The organism is Brevundimonas vesicularis (assembly GCF_027886425.1).
Lineage (GTDB): Bacteria > Pseudomonadota > Alphaproteobacteria > Caulobacterales > Caulobacteraceae > Brevundimonas > Brevundimonas vesicularis_C.
Window position 1 is genome coordinate 1,983,870 of the sequence record NZ_CP115671.1, and the last position, 14,149, is coordinate 1,998,018.

General features: G+C 59.8%; 16 protein-coding genes and 2 tRNA genes. 6 read left to right on the forward strand and 12 right to left on the reverse strand.

All coding sequences use genetic code 11. The features are described 5' to 3' along the window. Positions 1 to 281 precede the first annotated feature (281 nt). On the forward strand, positions 282 to 908 hold the full coding sequence (locus PFY01_RS10210) for a tyrosine-type recombinase/integrase (protein WP_271041201.1): 627 nt from the start codon (positions 282 to 284) through the stop codon (positions 906 to 908). 88 nt (positions 909 to 996) lie between these two features. Here the strand turns inward: PFY01_RS10210 and PFY01_RS10215 are convergent, their stop codons facing one another. Continuing rightward, positions 997 to 1,497 carry a hypothetical protein gene (locus PFY01_RS10215; protein WP_271041202.1) on the reverse strand — a complete coding sequence of 167 codons (501 nt, stop codon included), beginning with the start codon at positions 1,495 to 1,497 and terminating at the stop codon, positions 997 to 999. 279 nt (positions 1,498 to 1,776) lie between these two features. Here PFY01_RS10215 and PFY01_RS10220 point away from each other — a divergent pair, with 279 nt between their 5' ends. After that, complete coding sequence (locus PFY01_RS10220) at positions 1,777 to 2,157, forward strand: VOC family protein (protein ID WP_271041203.1); 381 nt, start codon at positions 1,777 to 1,779, stop codon at positions 2,155 to 2,157. Positions 2,158 to 2,182: 25 nt separating this feature from the next. On the opposite strand, the gene PFY01_RS10225 is transcribed toward PFY01_RS10220, so the two are convergent. Next, positions 2,183 to 2,470, reverse strand: coding sequence for a MarR family transcriptional regulator (locus tag PFY01_RS10225; RefSeq protein WP_271041204.1), 288 nt, complete (start codon positions 2,468 to 2,470; stop codon positions 2,183 to 2,185). Positions 2,471 to 2,511: 41 nt separating this feature from the next. Here PFY01_RS10225 and PFY01_RS10230 point away from each other — a divergent pair, with 41 nt between their 5' ends. Then, complete coding sequence (locus PFY01_RS10230; RefSeq protein ID WP_271041205.1) at positions 2,512 to 2,892, forward strand: VOC family protein; 381 nt, start codon at positions 2,512 to 2,514, stop codon at positions 2,890 to 2,892. A 126-nt stretch (positions 2,893 to 3,018) separates the two neighbouring features. Here the strand turns inward: PFY01_RS10230 and PFY01_RS10235 are convergent, their stop codons facing one another. The 5 genes from PFY01_RS10235 to PFY01_RS10255 form a co-directional block, all read right to left on the reverse strand. Next, the gene (locus tag PFY01_RS10235) at positions 3,019 to 4,860 is read right to left on the reverse strand and encodes an ATP-binding protein (RefSeq protein WP_271041206.1); all 1,842 of its coding nucleotides are present in this window, start codon (positions 4,858 to 4,860) and stop codon (positions 3,019 to 3,021) included. 391 nt (positions 4,861 to 5,251) lie between these two features. Further along, positions 5,252 to 5,932 (reverse strand): hypothetical protein, encoded by a 681-nt coding sequence (locus PFY01_RS10240; protein WP_271041207.1) that lies wholly within the window; start codon positions 5,930 to 5,932, stop codon positions 5,252 to 5,254. 443 nt (positions 5,933 to 6,375) lie between these two features. Continuing rightward, complete coding sequence (locus tag PFY01_RS10245) at positions 6,376 to 7,452, reverse strand: site-specific integrase (protein WP_271041208.1); 1,077 nt, start codon at positions 7,450 to 7,452, stop codon at positions 6,376 to 6,378. A 312-nt stretch (positions 7,453 to 7,764) separates the two neighbouring features. Next, on the reverse strand, positions 7,765 to 8,559 hold the full coding sequence (locus PFY01_RS10250) for a DUF1365 domain-containing protein (protein WP_271041209.1): 795 nt from the start codon (positions 8,557 to 8,559) through the stop codon (positions 7,765 to 7,767). Beyond that, the gene (locus PFY01_RS10255) at positions 8,556 to 9,893 is read right to left on the reverse strand and encodes an NAD(P)/FAD-dependent oxidoreductase (RefSeq protein ID WP_271041210.1); all 1,338 of its coding nucleotides are present in this window, start codon (positions 9,891 to 9,893) and stop codon (positions 8,556 to 8,558) included. The genes PFY01_RS10250 and PFY01_RS10255 overlap by 4 nt, the downstream gene beginning before the upstream one ends. Positions 9,894 to 9,971: 78 nt before the next feature. On the opposite strand from PFY01_RS10255, the gene PFY01_RS10260 reads away from it, so the two are divergent. From PFY01_RS10260 to PFY01_RS10270, 3 genes are read left to right on the forward strand one after another with little or no spacing between them, the layout of a single operon-like run. Continuing rightward, complete coding sequence (locus tag PFY01_RS10260) at positions 9,972 to 10,637, forward strand: sigma-70 family RNA polymerase sigma factor (protein ID WP_271041211.1); 666 nt, start codon at positions 9,972 to 9,974, stop codon at positions 10,635 to 10,637. Continuing rightward, the gene (locus PFY01_RS10265) at positions 10,634 to 11,272 is read left to right on the forward strand and encodes a ChrR family anti-sigma-E factor (protein ID WP_271041212.1); all 639 of its coding nucleotides are present in this window, start codon (positions 10,634 to 10,636) and stop codon (positions 11,270 to 11,272) included. Before PFY01_RS10260 ends, PFY01_RS10265 begins: the two co-directional genes overlap by 4 nt. Positions 11,273 to 11,322: 50 nt before the next feature. Continuing rightward, on the forward strand, positions 11,323 to 12,075 hold the full coding sequence (locus PFY01_RS10270; protein WP_271041213.1) for a DUF1295 domain-containing protein: 753 nt from the start codon (positions 11,323 to 11,325) through the stop codon (positions 12,073 to 12,075). Between the two features lie 7 nt (positions 12,076 to 12,082). Here the strand turns inward: PFY01_RS10270 and PFY01_RS10275 are convergent, their stop codons facing one another. The 5 genes from PFY01_RS10275 to PFY01_RS10295 form a co-directional block, all read right to left on the reverse strand. Further along, positions 12,083 to 13,039: a rhodanese-related sulfurtransferase gene (locus tag PFY01_RS10275; RefSeq protein WP_271041214.1), complete on the reverse strand. Its 957-nt coding sequence runs from the start codon at positions 13,037 to 13,039 to the stop codon at positions 12,083 to 12,085. 27 nt (positions 13,040 to 13,066) lie between these two features. After that, positions 13,067 to 13,143 (reverse strand) — tRNA-Arg (locus PFY01_RS10280). A gap of 19 nt (positions 13,144 to 13,162) precedes the next feature. Beyond that, the gene (locus PFY01_RS10285) at positions 13,163 to 13,468 is read right to left on the reverse strand and encodes an ETC complex I subunit (RefSeq protein ID WP_039245189.1); all 306 of its coding nucleotides are present in this window, start codon (positions 13,466 to 13,468) and stop codon (positions 13,163 to 13,165) included. 77 nt (positions 13,469 to 13,545) lie between these two features. Further along, positions 13,546 to 13,622 (reverse strand) — tRNA-Pro (locus tag PFY01_RS10290). 45 nt (positions 13,623 to 13,667) lie between these two features. Beyond that, positions 13,668 to 14,147: a DUF192 domain-containing protein gene (locus PFY01_RS10295; RefSeq protein WP_271041215.1), complete on the reverse strand. Its 480-nt coding sequence runs from the start codon at positions 14,145 to 14,147 to the stop codon at positions 13,668 to 13,670. Positions 14,148 to 14,149 lie beyond the last annotated feature (2 nt).

Sequence of the window (14,149 nt, forward strand, 5' to 3'; positions counted from 1 at the left end):
CTCGCTCCATAACTGGCCCGCCCGAACCTGGCGGCATGATGCAGTTGAGAGTGTGAATCAAGCCCTAGGGAAGAGACCACAATGCCGGTCGTCTGAAACGCAGGACGTTTCGGGAAGCTCACGCGACAATGCATTTCTCAAGGCGCCCTATGCCGCTCCAGGGTTCGACCGGGGTCCCGATTACGTCCGATGTCCCGCGGGGAGCCAACGTCCGCTCATGGCGCATCAGCGCTGTCTGAAGCGTATGGTGAGGAGGGGGGCGTTGATCGTGGGAGGTGGCCATGAGCCAGCCCGATCTTTTTTGTCTACCTCGTAAGCCCTGGAATACTGATCGGATGACTGGAGCCGAGACTCCACTCAAGCCTAAGCACATCTGGGCAATCCGACAGCATCTCAAATCGGTTGGATCGATCCGGGATCTGGCGATGTTCAACATCGCGCTGGACGCGAAGCTCCGAGGCTGTGATCTGGTGAAGCTTCGGCTAGCGGATATCGCTCAAGGCGGAGCCATTCGCCAGCGCTCGACCATCATTCAGCAAAAGACAGGTCGCCTGGTCCCGTTCGAGATAACTGAGGCCGCGAGGGAGGCGCTAGCGCATTGGCTGGAGCGCCGGGGGCGCCGACGCGACGACTGGCTGTTTCCCAGCCGTAGCAAAGAGGGCGCGCACATAGGCACGCGCCAGTATGCTCGGCTGGTCGATACCTGGGCAAGAATGATCGACCTAAACCCAAGTGCGTATGGGACCCACAGCCTGCGACGGACAAAGGTAGCGTTGATTTACAAAAAGACCGCAAATCTGCGCGCGTGTCAGCTTCTGCTCGGTCACGGAAAGCTGGAAAGCACCGTTAGATACCTCGGCATCGAAGTCGATGACACATTGGAGATATCGGAACAGATCGACCTCTGAGCCGGCTTTCGGGCAGTTCTTTGGAGAGCGGACTGTCCAAAAGTCCGCTTAGGGTGGGGAGCAGACCTTATCATGCCGCTTGCCACAATCATTTCAAGGGCGTCTCAGCTATCACAACGGCGAGATCTTCTTCGATAAAAGGTGCGAGAAACGCTCTTACAGGCCGGTTGAAACAGTCGATCCACGGCAGATTGTTGAAGTAGAACGACCAGAAATCTCGGCCCTCCACACTTGCGGCGAAAGACTTTAGAGCTAGTAGATCGGGAACACTCAGCCGCTGCGCTAGCGGCTCAGCAACGCACTGGATCGCTTGGTCGATTAGCGCGTCAGGCGTTGCAATCGCCCTATCCGCCAACCGTTCCGACAGTCGGAAGTCGCGATCATACAGGTTCGCGCCACGCGCATTCAGCGTTTCCCCCGACAGGCGCGCAGCGGCCATTTTAATCCCGTGGCGGTATTCGGGTGTGTAAGCCTGTCTAGGAAATAAAGCGGCGGCAGCGGCGCGGCGCTCAGATCCAGGATCTTGCGGCAGGGCTGGCGGGATCGGAGCCACTTGAAGGCTCAGGGTGAAAATAAGGGCTGCAATCATTCTTTGGAACTACTGCGCGCTTTGACTGTCCGCAACGGGTGGATCTTGCCGTGGCATGTACTGACATTTGTCAAAGTCACTCGTCAGTCACTCCACTATCGAGCTTCTGAAGCATACCATCGCTATAGCAATCGTTGCGATGATGGTCGGAGCTGAGGTTGGGTCGTTAGAGTTGCTTGTGCAGTGTCCAACCTGTGATTACGGAAATCGAGATGCGGAATGGTTCGAGTATCGAAAGGCGCACTTCTGGCGATGGTGCTTTTACCCACGGCGGGTGCGATGACTGAGCAACGGGGTCGGATCACCGGCATCGGCGGTGTCTTTGTCAAAAGCGCCGACCCAACGGCCCTGGCTGCGTGGTATCGCGAGGTGCTGGGCCTTGACGTCGCTTCATGGGGTGGGGCGGCCCTGGCTTATGACGCGCCCGGCCATCCGCCTAAGGTGTCGTGGATGGCGTTTCCGCAGGCCAGCGATCACATGGCGCCGTCTTCACGTGAATTCATGGTCAACTTTTCCGTTGACGACATGGACGCGATGATTGCGCGGCTCAGGGCGAACGCTGTATCCGTTCTGGCGCACGATGAAGACAATCCGTTCGGCCGCTTCATATGGATCCAGGATCCAGACGGTACGAAGATCGAGTTGTGGCAGCCGAAATAGACTCGGCCGGTGGACAGGAGTCGGGCTAGGCGCTGCGCCAAGGCGTCAGCACCGTATAGCAGTTAACCTCCCGGGCGCCCGACCTTGCCGCGCGAATCAGGTTGCGATCGGCGAGGTGGCGCACCGCGTCCTGGACGCCGCGCTTGGAAAGGCCCGTTTGCTCTGCCAACTGGGCGTGACTGATGCCGACATCGCCAAGCGCCGACAGGCATAGATAGACCAGGAAAGCCGATGGCCGATGGTCATGACCGACCAGGTCTCGCATCAGCGTGTCCAGAACATAACCATCGATCTTGTACTGCTTATTGGTCATTTGCCTACGCCCGCGCGATTGACCTAGGCTGGGGGCATGCGATGCGCCGAGCCTACACTCACGTGATCAAAAAGCTCAACTACGTCGGAATTCCAACGGGCGATCAGGCGCGAGCCCTGGCTTTCTGGACAGATGTGATGGGGTTCACCATCACAACGGACCGGCCCGTCGGTGAGCGCCGATGGGTTGAGCTGAAAATTCCGGGCGCCCAGACAGGGTTGTTGCTGTTCACGCCAGAAGGCCAGGAGGACCGGATCGGCACCTTCTTCAATGGTTCGTTCGGGTGCGAGAACGTTCAGTATGAGTACGAACGCCTGTCGGCCAAGGGGGTCAAATTTCTGGGGCCGCCGGAGTTGAAACCGTTTCCCCACGTCTATTTTCGAGACCCTGACGGGAATACGTTTTTTCTGTCCAGCAGATAAGGCTGCAGCAATTCAGACGGTCTGTGGGTCTGCTACGGGTCGATTTCAGTCCTGGTCTTAGAGGCCGAAAGCGGACGTTGGCCCTCAGGCCGGAAAGCGATTGCGGTCGACGTCAGCCAGGGGTGGTCAGGCGACGTTGGCGATCTCAGTTGACCGAACTGCCGTGATCGCCCGACACACTTGGTCCAATAGACGTGTCGCCTCTATCGGCTTGGAGATATGCCCGTCGGCTCCAGCTGCCATAGACTTCGCGATATCTTCTGGCATGGCGTTCGCCGAAAGCACGTAGATCGGTGTGGTGAGAACCTCGCCCGTTGCCTCTAACGCCCTGATTTTGGTGATGGCAGTGAGGCCGTCCATGATCGGCATCTGCATATCCATAAGGATCAGGTCGAAGGTCTCGCATTTTGCTGTGTTGACGGCGTCGGCCCCATTCTCGACGGACGTCAGACTGGCCCCAGCCGCGCCCAGGATGAGCTCAACGACACGGCGATTGACGGGATGATCCTCGGCCAGAAGTATGCGGAAGCCTCTTAGTGGCGCAGCTTCGATTTGTTCTTCCTCGTTGGCCCGAACGGTCTGAGTATTTGAACGAGCCTTGGCTAAATCCAGGGTCAAGATGAACATCGCCCCCTGTCCGGGAGCGCCATCTGCGGTCAGCGTCCCTCCCATAGCACCCGCTAGTGCATGGGAAATCGACAGGCCCAGGCCTGACCCGCCAAAACTCCGAGTGATTGACCCATCAATCTGCTCGAACCTGGAAAACAGCTTTGCTTGGGCGGTCGCATCGAACCCGATGCCGCTGTCTCGAACCTTAATGGTGAAGCGGGTGTGAGAGGCGTCAGGTTTCGCAGCCACTGTCAGGTGGATGCTCCCGCTGCGTGTGAACTTGACGGCGTTGCTCAGCAGATTGGCAATGATCTGCCTGACCCTCACGGCGTCTCCTATGTAAGCGCCAGCAGCGTCGGGATGGACGACGACTTGAAGGTCCAGCCCCTTTGCCTGTGCCTGAGGGTCGAACAACGCCGCACAGGCATTGACGGCGTCAGCCACGTTGAAGGGCTCGGCCAATACAGTGAGCTTTCCCGCTTCGACCCTCGCAAGATCGAGAATATCCGTGAGAAGCGTCTCTAGAGTTTTCGCGGACCCCTCGATCAGTTGGACCATTTCACGCTGATTTGAATCAAGATTCGTACGCGTCAGTGCACCGGCCACCCCCATGACCCCGTTAAGGGGCGTGCGTATCTCATGGCTCATGTTCGCCAAGAATTCCGACTTGGCCTGGTTGGCAGCCCCCGCTTTTTCAGCTGCGGCCTTCAACGCTTCAGACGTCTTTTCCGCGAGATCCAGCGATGCAGATACGGCCCTGCTGTCCGCCAATCCCCGTCGCGTCGCCGCAGCGAGATGAGCCACATACATGAAATTGGCGAGACAGACGAAGGCAGCGGTCTGTTTGCCCGGCTCCGTCACCAGCGAAATCAGAGGCAACGCCAGAAGCAGCAGGCCAAACGGCGCCGTAGCAGCCCAAACCATTGCGGCGGAGGAACTGGCGTGCAACCGCACATTCATCACCCCACCTGCAAGCACAGTGACGGCGAGCACTCGCCCCTGCCAACCTTCCATGAACCATGCCAACGGCGCGACGCTCGCAAACACGGTGGTGCTGACAACGACAGACGCGACAAAAAGCTGTTTACGCCAGTGGGGTGCGACAAACCCCTCTCTACGCATCGGCGCGCTTACCCAAGACGTGGCGAGTTGGGCAGCGACTGTCGCAATCAACCAAATTACCGGCCATGCTGCCGCAGCATGTAGAAACACGGCTGCCGCGATTCCCACGCTAAAGAATAGCCGGATAGGAAACTCTCGGACGCGGCGGCGCGCAATGTCGGTCCAGTCTTGATCTCGCATCTCGGCAAGATCACAGCGTTTGGTTGAGAGGCCGTGAACTTGTCTGAAAAATGTCAAAAATGTTGGCTGCCATCAGGTGGCTGTCATCGGCTCGATGACCTGCCACCATCCGCACTGGGTCGGGAACCGTCATGGGCTGTCAGCTGGAATTACGACTTTCGATCACACTGAATGTCGTGTTTGCGGCAGCCGTCGAATGACCGCTTTTGGCGCAAAGCGGCTGTGTTGGCCGCTCAGGGTAGATCGGGAAAAATCCACTGAGCGAGCGGGCCCCTTGGCGTAGCGGGCCAAACGCGGTGAGCGGGTAGGGACCAAAGACGGCTTCTGACTCATCGCGGACCTTCGCTGCGGCCGCTTTCGGGAACGTCGTTGGCGGTTCGGATTTGTGACAATTCGCCATATCGCCTTCAGGGTCGCCGCGAACTTCCCCCGACGATATAGCTCAAAGCTACTTCTGTGACAGCGATCGATAGAAGGCTTTGGGTCGGGCCGGATCAGGTTGATGCATGAAGCAATCCTGCAGCGCATCAATCGCCGACATCACGGTCTGAAGAGCGACAGCTGAATAGGCGCTGGTGCTGCCTGTCGCCCAATGGGAAATGAAGTTGCTCGAGATCGTCATACCGCGCTGCTCGAGCGCGGCTTCCTGCCCCGGGTCGAGCACTAGATCGCCGGCCTTCTTGTGAAGTTTGACGGCCTCATGAATGGCGGCGAGGAGGCGTCCGACCATCTTCTGGTCGTCGTTAAAAGCCACGTCGAACGGCACGGGGATTTTGCAGCGGGTGATGATGTTGCCAAGTTGATATTCGAGGTACTGCCGGATGAACGGTGCCGCATCCGCCGCCCGCCCTTGGTTGAGCAGGTCGTTGGTCCCGTCCCGGACCTTGTTGATGGCGCCGGACTGAGGAAGTACCGCCATCTGCGGGGTACCCTCGAGGCGCCGGTGCTGCCACTCGGTGCTGCAATTGTGTGCGTTGAACAGTTTCTCCAGCATCGTCGTGTCATGGCTGAGGAGAATGATCTGGGGGCCATCGGCCACCCGGGGACGGGCGAACTGAAGGCGGATGACGTCGATAAGATTGAGCTGGTGTCCCGCGTCCAGGCTTGAGGTGACATCGTCGAGGATCATGAATTTGGGCGCACCCCCATAGAGAGAAGCGGCGGCCAAGTAGAGCCTGGTGGCGGGAAAGGGTGTCGCGAAACTCGTCGATCCAGCGCTTCTGGAACTCTATCGCTGAACTCTGTCCAATCGCAGTGATGATTGTAATCAATAAGTTTTTATGGTGGAGCGCCTGATAAACGTGCGAGAAGTTCACACGGTCGTCACCGATCCGAGCAGCTTCTCGCAGAGGTGAGCCCGCAAAAAATGATCAACCCACGGATCGCCAAAACTCAACGATAAGCTGGCTACCCCTCCGTTATTATGGAGGCGCCACTCGCCCGCCCCAGGCTGATGCAACGTAGCATCGCATCGTCTGAACTGATCTCTGTATCGGATCAGCGATGGCAGAGTGGGAAGTGAGGGCAGGGGGGCTGCCGGTTCCTCATGATGGAACAGATCGTACTGATCCATTAGCAACCTATCCCTTCGCGAAGGGCAGCCAGCGCATCGTCGAACGTTTCGTCCCACAACTTCGCGTAACGCGGCTCGAAAAACTTCCGAGCGTAGTGGAACGGCATTTCTGATCCAGGTGCCCAACTCATGAAAGGCCGGATTCTTCGGCTCATCTCCTCGTGATCCATCCCGCTCGAAGAAAACCTCTGATATCTAACGACGCTAGCGGTATGGCGCAGACTGTGCGGCGAAAGCTGATTGCCTGCGCGCGCAGCCAAGTTTTCGCGGGCCGAGGGACTGAGGTTGCGCTTGATCACCTGGAATATCTCTTCAACGGATTGTTCAGAGAGCGGCAACCGCTGAGAGGATGAAAAAAGGAAGCCGTGGTCCGCATCCTTCCTGTACTGTGACGTGTAAATATCAATCGCAGAGAGCAAGGTACGAGATAAAGGCAAATCTCGCACTGCCCACCCGTTCTTCAACCGTGGCGGGCTTGCTCGAGTATCCTCAAGATCGGGTTGAGTTATTCTAATCCAGTGAACTTGACACCCCAAACGAAAGTCGAACTCAGAATGAATGCTATCCGGCGTCAAGAGAAGCATTTCGCCACGCCGGAGACCTAGCTGAAAAAGCAGCAGGACCATCGTGTAATTTCGCCACCGAGCCGTCGCCGTTCTGAAAGGATTCCGACAGCTCGTGGGATCAACAAGCTCGAACATGTCTTCGAGAACGTCCGCCGGCAACGACCTCGCTGTCTGGCTGGTGGGCCTCGCAGCTGGCGCATTTCGCAGTTGAGAATATGACCTTTGGAGCGCTTTAAGCTGCCGCGACAACTCATGCGCCTGTCCGGCGTTAACCATGTCCAATATGCCGAAGACAAACCGCTTCTGAAGCGCCCAGCGCTTATCAACCGCCTGGCGCGACTGGTGGCCTAATAGCGCCGAGGAGAGGACTGCCCCTATATCCCGCAGGTTCGTCTCTATGAGCGCCTTATCGAGATCCACCGGTGGCTGCATAGCTTCTGCATCCCGATAGAGACTGGAGATCGCCCGCGCATACTTCTCACGTGTTGCATTCGCCGCATGCGCATTCACGAAGTCGAGCCAAATGGTGGCTGCGTACCTAGGGAAACCTAGTGCGTCGACACACGCAGGTCCGCATAGCGATGGCGGTATCAAACTGATTTTGGAGACAGCGGGAGAATGCATAGCTGGCGGAAGCTACAGCAGTTTTAGTTCAGCGCGATCAACCCCAATATGTGTCGATGCGGTCCGCTCAAACCCACGTCGCTGCGACGTTTGGATAGCTGCGCGCCGTGGGTTTGCGCTACAGCTGCAACAGAAATGAAACTGGCCGGCCTGCCGATAATATATCTTAGGCGATAAAACTATTTTTGCTGCTTTGGGTTACAGACGGTTCTCTTGAGCTTGGCGTTGAATGGTCACTGGATTGTTTGCCGGTTTGGGCTGCTGTGTGAGACGGACGCCCTTCAGCCACAGCTTCAGCGCCTCCCAGTGGATCGCCGCGACCACCTTAAACGTCATCAACGGTATCGTTGCTGTCGCGGCAGCGATGTTTCGATCATTCAAGTGTTCACGCTTGGCTGCCATTGCGGCCGTGATCAGCACGCCTTCGGCGTCCAGCCCATCGATCGTCATGTCCAACCGATCGCCCGGCGTATGGCCACGGAACTGGTAATCCATCTCCATGCCCATGAATGGCGACACATAGAGCGCCTTGGCCGCGCCCTGACGAATGACGCCTGCGGCCTGATCTTCGATCGGGATCGGAATGACATAGGCGTGGCGGATGCCGAAGGTGCTGGTCACCTCGTACACCATGGCGGCCAACCGTCCGTCGGGCCAATGGCAATAGTAGATGCTGATCGGGTTGAAAACGTAGCCGAGAACGCGCGGCATGGTTAACAGCCGGACAGACCCTCCCTCAAGATTGATGCCGGCTTGAGCCATCCACGCATCCACCTGAGGACGCAGCGCGCCAGAACCGTCTCCGTAATCCTTGTCGTGGAAAGACAAGAGATTGAACCGATTGCGTGAGAACAGGCGCAGGCGCGCGTCCACATCATCAATTTCCGACAGGTCGAGCATGAGCCAGAAGACGCGATAGTTCAGCTTATGGATCTTGGGGCGAAGGCGTCGGTGCATGACCCGGCCGCGATAAAGGGCCGAGCTGAGTGTCACGAGGCACGTTCCAGTTGTGCGCCCATAGGCGTCGTCAAATGAATGCGCCCGCTTTCGTTCGCGACGGACCAAGGGCGACGCACGCCGCCGAGTTGTTCGGCGACGGCGAGGCCGGATTGCAGGCCATCCTCGTGGAAGCCCGCGCCGAAGTGGGCCCCGCAGAACCAGACGCCCCCCTGCCCTTGCAGGCTCCACAACTGCTTTTGAGCCTGTATGGCGGCGGGATCGAAGATGGGGTGCTCGTACAGTTCGCTGCGTAAAATCGTGTCGGCCCGCGGCGGACGTGGCGGGTTGAGCGTCACGAAAAGGTCGTCGCCCGGCAGACCTTGCAGGCGGTTCATCCAATAGGTGACGCAGAGGCCGTCGTCCGCGCCGATATAATTCCAGCTGGCCCAGGCGCGACGACGATGCGGCATCAGGCTGGCGTCGGTATGCAGGACGGTCAGATTTCGGCTGTACCGGAAAGCGCCGAGCAGCGCCTTCTCCCGCGCCGTCGGTTCGGCCAGCATCGCCAGAGCCTGATCGGCATGGGACCCAATCACAACCTGGTCGTAGCGCTCGATCCCGCCTTGGCTGTCGTGAACGAAGACGCCTTGATCGCTACGCCGCACGGACGTGACGCCGTGGTCCAGCCGAATGTCCTGGATGGCGCGAGCGAGATGTTCGACATAGACACGGCCGCCACCCTCGACGGTGCGCCACAGCGGCCGCCCCACCAGTTTCAGCAGGCCGTGATTACCGCAGAAACGGATGAAGGACTCGGCCGGATAGTCCATCAGCGTGTGCGCCGGCGATGACCAGATCGCGGCGGCCATAGGCAACAGGTGATCGTCGCGGAACGCCTCGCTGAACCCTTCCCGCTTTAGATAGTCACCGAGCGTCAGCGAGGAATCGGACATCGCAGCCAAATCCTTTGGCGCGTCGCGATAAAAGCGCAGGATTTCGCTCAGCATAGACCAGAAGCGAGGACGCAGGGCATTGCGACGCTGAGCAAACAAGCCTGGCGCGGCATATTCGAACTGTCCGTCATCCAGTGAGACAGCGAACGACATATCCGTCGCGCGTGTCGGGATCCCCAAATGCTCGAACAGGGCGATCAGATTGGGATAGGTCGCGTCATTGAAGCAGATGAAGCCAGTGTCGACCGCAATGTCGCCGGAAGGCACGCTGGCCATCACCGTATTCGAATGCCCGCCCAGGCGGTCGCCCTTTTCGTAAAGCGTCACGTCATGGCGTTTCGACAGAAGCCAAGCCGAAGACAGCGCGGCGACGCCAGATCCGACCACAGCGATCTTTTGACGTTCGACAGAGGGCGTCGCGGACGACAGAGGCATGAAAACTCCGAAAGATACGCCGCAGCGCAATCGCTAGGGCATGACGGATTACGGGTCGCCGTCATGTTCGGATCGCGATTGATCCAGACATTTCCGCTGAGCGTATTAGTGTTCATGCATGCCGAGCCGTTATCCTTCGCATCAACGCCATGTCGGTCCAACCGCGTGAAGGCGCTCGACAGCTTGCCTGATCCGCTGCTGCACGATCGGCTGATCGAACAGATCGCCCTGAGGCGCGATCGTGACGCCTTCGCTGCGCTCTTCGCCTATTTTGCACCGCGGCTGAAGGCCTGGCTGATCAAGTCGGGCGCGACGCCCGGAGCGGCCGAAGACTTCGCGCAAGACGCCATGCTGACCGTGTGGCGCAAGGCGGATCTGTTTGATTCGTCCAAGGCGCGCGCCGCCACGTGGATTTTCACCATCGCTCGCAACCGTCGGCTGGACATGCTTCGTCGTGACGCGCGTCCCCTGCCGACGCCCGAAATCGAGCTGGCGGGGGACGATGTCCGCCGACCTGATGAACTGCTGTCGATGTCGCAAGACGCAGATCGCGTGCGCGACGCCCTGGCGCGGCTCAGCGCCGACCATGTCGAGGTCCTGCGTTTGGCCTTCTTCATGGACAACTCTCATTCCGAGATCGCCAAACACCTCGGCCTGCCGCTCGGCACCGTCAAATCCCGTATTCGTAATGCCATGACCAAGCTTCGTCTGATCCTCGCGCCATCCGAAGAGGCTGCGCGATGAAACCTCTGCGCAATCCCTCCGAGGAACGTTTGCTGGCCTATGCGGCCGGCACGCTCAGTCCGCCCGAGGCTGTGGTGATGGCGGCGCATCTGGCGATGCGGCCGGCCAATGACGCCTGGGTGCGCGACCTGCAATCCGTCGGCGGCGAGTTCTTGAACGAGACGCTCCCCTCCCCTTTGTCGAATGATGCGCTCGCCTTGGCGATGGCGCGGATTGAGACGGATACGGGCAAAGCCAACCACAGCGCGCCGTTGAACGACATGCCCGAACTGCCCGAGCCGTTGCGACGCTATGCGCTGGGTCCATGGCGCTGGGTCGGGCCCGGCATGCGCGTGCGCGACGTCCATGCGCCGCGAGATGGGGATTGCCGTGTCATTCTTCTGAAGATCGAATCGGGTCGTGAGACGCCAAAACACACGCATGGCGGCGTCGAGCTGACCTGCGTCATCTCGGGCGCCTATGCGACCGAAACCGAGCGGTTCGATGTGGGGGATTTCGAAGAGGCGGATCCGGAGGTGCTGCACCAGCCCCGTGTCGTGTCGGACGAGCCGTGCCTGTGCGTCGTCGCGCTTGACGGTCAGATTCAGCTGGATGGATGGGTCGGCAAACTGATCCAGCCCTTCGTTCGCCTGTGACCGCTTTTGCGACCATTTGGGGTGTCGCCGCCCTATTTCTCGTTCTCGTTATGTCTGCGGCCTGGCTGGTTCAGAAACGAACGGGCCAAGGCGGTTGGGCGGACGCCTTCTGGTCGCTTGGACTGGGAGCGGCTGGGGTCGGCGTCGCACTCTTCCCGATCGACGGCGCCGCTCCGTCATTGCGCCAGTATCTTGCAGCGCTTCTGATCGGCCTTTGGGGCTTGCGGCTGGGGTCCCACATCGCTGTTCGCGCCGCCCACGAGGAGCGCGAAGACGCTCGCTACGCGCGTCTGCGAGAGGACTGGGGCGCCGGTTTTCAGGTCAAGATGTTCGGCTTTCTGATGTTGCAAGCCGGAGCCGCCGCCTTCCTGGCGCTCAGCGTGATGGCGGCGGCGCGTAACCCGGCGCCCGGCCTGACGCTTCAGGATGGCGTGGCGACACTGATTTTTGTCGGAGCCCTGGTTGGAGAAGCCGTTTCCGATCGCCAGCTGGCGGCCTTCAAACGCAACCCGGCCAACAAGGGTGGAATCTGCGATGTCGGTCTGTGGGCCTGGTCACGCCACCCGAACTATTTCTTCGAATGGGTGAGTTGGTGCGCTTGGCCTGTGTTCGCCATCAATCTGAGCGGTGAATGGCCCTGGGGTTGGCTGGCGCTGACAGGGCCAGCCTATATGTACTGGCTTCTGACCCAGGTGTCCGGCGTGCCCTTGCTGGAAGAGCATATGCGACAGTCGCGACCCAAGGCGTTCGAGGCCTATGCCGCCCGCACCAGCGCCTTCTTCCCTCGCCCGCCCCGTCGATGAGGGGATCTTATTCTTTCTGAGCTGATCCCAGATGCGTTTCGCCGCGCTCACGGGCCATTTCCATCTGCCTATGACGCTCGGCATATCGCTGCCGCTGGACCTCGTCGCGGGCGTTGTGACAGCGCTCGCAGCATACGCCTTCGACATAGTGAGGCGAAGCACGACCCGCCTCATCCACAGGCAGACGACATCCCCGGCACAAGGTGTGGGGACCTTGGCTTAGGCTGTGCCCGACCGAGACGCGTTCGTCAAAGACGAAACACGCTCCATGCCATAGGCTCTGATCCTCATCCACTGTCTCAAGATATCGAAGGATGCCGCCTTCCAGATGGTGGACGTTCCGCACACCCTCGGCTTTCAGGAAGGCGGTCGATTTTTCACAGCGAATGCCGCCGGTGCAGTACATGGCCACGCGCTTGGCGCCGGTCTGCTCAATCAGCGCGCGACCTTCGCTCCGAAACCAGTCGGGAAAATCGCGAAAGCTGCGGGTATTGGGTTGGACGGCCCGTTCGAACGCGCCGATCTCACCCTCATAGTCGTTGCGCGTATCGATCACCAAGGTCTCGGGATCGGCGATCAGGGCGTTCCAGTCCGTGGGCGTAACGTAGACGCCCGCCTGATTCGCAGGGTCCAGATCCGGCTGTCCCATGGTGACGATCTCGCGTTTGACGCGCACCTTCATCCGGTGGAAAGGCAGGGTGTCGGTCCAGGCGTATTTGAGTTCGAGCGTCTCGAATCCTGGCATGGCGTGGATCGTGGACAGCACCGCTGCGATGGCCGCCTCGGATCCGGCGATGGTGCCGTTCAGACCCTCCGGCGCGACGAGCAGGGTTCCCCTCACCTGCCCAGCGTCGCAGACCGCCTGAAGCGTCTTGCATACGGCTTCGGGGTTGGCCACAGGCGCGAACCGGTAGAGTGCGGCGACACGGACGGCTTGATCGGACGAGGTAAGACGGTCGGTCATGGATCAGCCCCTCGAAGGCGCCGGAGGTGGCGCGCCCAGCAGGACTCGAACCTGCAACATCCCGCTTAGAAGGCGGGTGCTCTATCCGGTTGAGCTATGGGCGCTCTGGCAAGACGTCAGGCGTCAGTGCGTCCAAGACTGCTTGCGGTTGGTGGCGAAATTGTCGGCATAGGCCTTGATGATCACCGGCGGATCGTTCGGCTCGTGCAGACGGAAGGCGATGCCGTGACGCTCGGCGTATTCGATCGCCTCTTCCTTCGATTCGAAACTCAGACGGACCTGGCCGTTCATGTCGGTGGAGCTGGTCCAGCCCATCAGCGGATCGATGGTGCGCGCCGAAGCGGGTTCGAATTCCAGCCGCCAGTCGCGGCTCTTGGCCTTGCCCGACTGCATCGCAGTTTTGGCCGGGCGGTAGATGCGAGCCAACATGGCGAAATCCTTAGTGACGGCGGGGTCTGTGACCCTGCCATAACGCGCGCTGGACATATGATCCAGCGGCCTTCCGTTGGTCGGGGCGAGAGGATTCGAACCTCCGACCCTCTGGTCCCAAACCAGATGCGCTACCAGGCTGCGCTACACCCCGGACCGAACGGAGCGCTCTATTGGCACTTCGCGACGCGATCCGCAATCAAGGCTTGAAATAAGGATGTAAAACTTTGTCACCCGGCTTGGCGTTGATTTCGGCCGCCCGCCCTGCCCGCAGTTCCAAGACGCCGTTGGCGGCGCCGTTGGAAGGTATCGGCGCCTCGGAGAAGGGCGTGGCGTGCGAAGCGATCGAGACGATCCGGCCCTGCGGATCGATATACAGAATATCCAGGGAGCTCGGCGTGTTGCGCATCCAGAAGCTTTGCTCGCGCGGCGCTTCGCCCGGCCACTGGAACAGCATGCCGCGGTCGGCTTCGAGCGGCGGACGGAACATCAGTCCGCGTTGACGTGCGGGCTCTTCGTCGGCGATTTCGACCCAGAACTGATGCTCGCCCGACGTGGTCACGACGGCCAGCTTCTGCAGCGGTTCGCCATTGGGGCCGACAGGCGCCTTGGCCGCGCATCCGGCGAGAGCGAGCATAACCAAGCCCGCCATTGCAAAACGTCTCGTCGCTTTGATCATAC

Coding starts and splice junctions, on each gene's coding strand:
- PFY01_RS10210 (WP_271041201.1), top strand. CDS start 282: ATGAGCCAGCCCGATCTTTTTTGTCTACCTCGTAAGCCCTGGAATACT.
- PFY01_RS10215 (WP_271041202.1), bottom strand. CDS start 1,497: ATGATTGCAGCCCTTATTTTCACCCTGAGCCTTCAAGTGGCTCCGATC.
- PFY01_RS10220 (WP_271041203.1), top strand. CDS start 1,777: ATGACTGAGCAACGGGGTCGGATCACCGGCATCGGCGGTGTCTTTGTC.
- PFY01_RS10225 (WP_271041204.1), bottom strand. CDS start 2,470: ATGACCAATAAGCAGTACAAGATCGATGGTTATGTTCTGGACACGCTG.
- PFY01_RS10230 (WP_271041205.1), top strand. CDS start 2,512: ATGCGCCGAGCCTACACTCACGTGATCAAAAAGCTCAACTACGTCGGA.
- PFY01_RS10240 (WP_271041207.1), bottom strand. CDS start 5,932: ATGATCCTCGACGATGTCACCTCAAGCCTGGACGCGGGACACCAGCTC.
- PFY01_RS10255 (WP_271041210.1), bottom strand. CDS start 9,893: ATGCCTCTGTCGTCCGCGACGCCCTCTGTCGAACGTCAAAAGATCGCT.
- PFY01_RS10265 (WP_271041212.1), top strand. CDS start 10,634: ATGAAACCTCTGCGCAATCCCTCCGAGGAACGTTTGCTGGCCTATGCG.
- PFY01_RS10270 (WP_271041213.1), top strand. CDS start 11,323: ATGTCTGCGGCCTGGCTGGTTCAGAAACGAACGGGCCAAGGCGGTTGG.
- PFY01_RS10275 (WP_271041214.1), bottom strand. CDS start 13,039: ATGACCGACCGTCTTACCTCGTCCGATCAAGCCGTCCGTGTCGCCGCA.
- PFY01_RS10285 (WP_039245189.1), bottom strand. CDS start 13,468: ATGTTGGCTCGCATCTACCGCCCGGCCAAAACTGCGATGCAGTCGGGC.
- PFY01_RS10295 (WP_271041215.1), bottom strand. CDS start 14,147: ATGATCAAAGCGACGAGACGTTTTGCAATGGCGGGCTTGGTTATGCTC.